2 protein-coding genes and 1 pseudogene are annotated in these 1,495 nt (G+C 64.3%); 1 reads left to right on the plus strand and 2 read right to left on the minus strand.

What is annotated here, in order from left to right; translation table 11 throughout:
* Window positions 1-110 (plus strand): annotated as a pseudogene (locus tag EOD07_RS38880) (GlxA family transcriptional regulator); the annotation flags it as partial.
* 17 nt (window positions 111-127) lie between these two features.
* On the opposite strand, the gene EOD07_RS34070 reads toward EOD07_RS38880, so the two are convergent.
* A complete protein-coding gene (locus EOD07_RS34070) occupies window positions 128-919 on the minus strand; it encodes an ABC transporter ATP-binding protein (RefSeq protein ID WP_073986027.1) in 792 nt (263 codons plus the stop codon).
* Window positions 916-1,495: ABC transporter permease (locus EOD07_RS34075; protein ID WP_164772826.1), on the minus strand; the 580-nt coding region annotated here is incomplete at its 5' end. The genes EOD07_RS34070 and EOD07_RS34075, both read right to left, overlap by 4 nt.

The following is a 1,495-nucleotide window of genomic DNA, read 5'->3' on the forward strand; positions in this document are numbered from 1 at the left end:
TCGCCTGCGGCTTCGTCTCGGCCTCGCATTTTTCCAAATGCTACCGCGAGCTCTACGCCCGCTCGCCGCAGCAGGAGCGCGTCGACCGCAAGCAGTTGCTGGCGGCCTAAGCAGGCAACAAAAGCATCTAAGCGGACTGCGTCTGCGCCGTCCGCATCGCCTCGACGCGGATGTCTTCGGTGAGTTGCGCCTTGAGCGACGAGAATTCCGGGCTGGTCTTCAGCGTATAGTGGCGCGGATGCGGCAGGTCGACCGGTACGTCCGACTTGATGCGGCCGGGCCGGGCGCTCATGACGATCACCCGCGACGCCATGAAGATCGCCTCCTCGATGTCGTGGGTGACGAACAGCACCGTCTTCTTGCGCCGCTCCCAGATGCCGAGGAGCAGTTCCTGCATCAGTCCGCGCGTCTGGTTGTCCAGCGCGCCGAACGGCTCGTCGAGCAGCAGGATCTCGGGGTCGTTGGCAAGAGCGCGCGCGATCGCCGTGCGCTGCTGCATTCCGCCCGACAGCTGTTTCGGCCAGTGGTTCTCGAAGCCTTTCAGGCCGACGAGATCGATATAGGAGGCGACGACCTCGTTGCGCTCGCGCTCGGGCCGGTTTTGCTCACGAAGGCCGAAACCGATGTTCTCGGCGACGGTCAGCCAGGGAAACAGCGTGTAGGACTGAAACACCATGCCGCGATCCGGCCCCGGCCTTGTGACCGCCTTGCCGTCGAGCAGCACGCGACCGGTGCTCGGCGCTTCCAGTCCGGCGACGATCCTGAGCAAAGTCGACTTTCCGCAGCCTGATGGCCCCAGGATGGTGATGAAGTCATTGGCCGCGACCGCGAGGTCGACCGGCTGCAGCGCCTGCACCGGCTGCCCGCCACCGACCCCGGCAAAGGTCCGCGAGACGCCCTCGATCAGAAGCTTGCTCATGCCAGGCTCCACGGATAAAGCCAGCGGTTGAGCGCCTTGAAGGCGAAATCGGACAGAAGCCCGATCAGCCCGATGACGATGATGCCGAAGATGATCTGCCCCGTCGCCAGCCGCGACTGGCTGTTGATGATCATGTAGCCGATACCCGAAGACGAGCCGATCAGCTCGGCGACGATCACATAGGTCCAGGCCCAGCCCAGCACCAGCCGCAGTGTTTCGGCGATCTCCGGCGCGTTGGCCGGCATGATGACACGCTTGACGATGCCGTTGTCGGTCGCCCCCAGCGTATAAGCGGCCTCGACGAGGTCTCGGCGCGTAGCGCCCACCTTGACCGCCACGATCAGGATGATCTGGAACACCGAGCCGACAAAGATCACCAGCAACTTTTCCAGCTCACCGATGCCGGCCCACAGGATGAGCAGCGGAATGAAAGCAGACGCCGGCAGGTAGCGCGCAAAGGACACGAACGGCTCGAGGAAGGCTTCGACCGGCTTCCAGGCGCCCATGGCGATGCCGATCGGCACCGCGACGATCGACGCCAGCACGAAGCCGCCAAAGACACGCCAGATGGTGATC

The organism is Mesorhizobium sp. M2C.T.Ca.TU.002.02.1.1 (assembly GCF_003997225.1).

Bases quoted from the DNA above. Each gene is read 5' to 3' on its own strand.
- EOD07_RS34070 (WP_073986027.1), bottom strand. From the start codon at position 919: ATGAGCAAGCTTCTGATCGAGGGCGTCTCGCGGACCTTTGCCGGGGTC.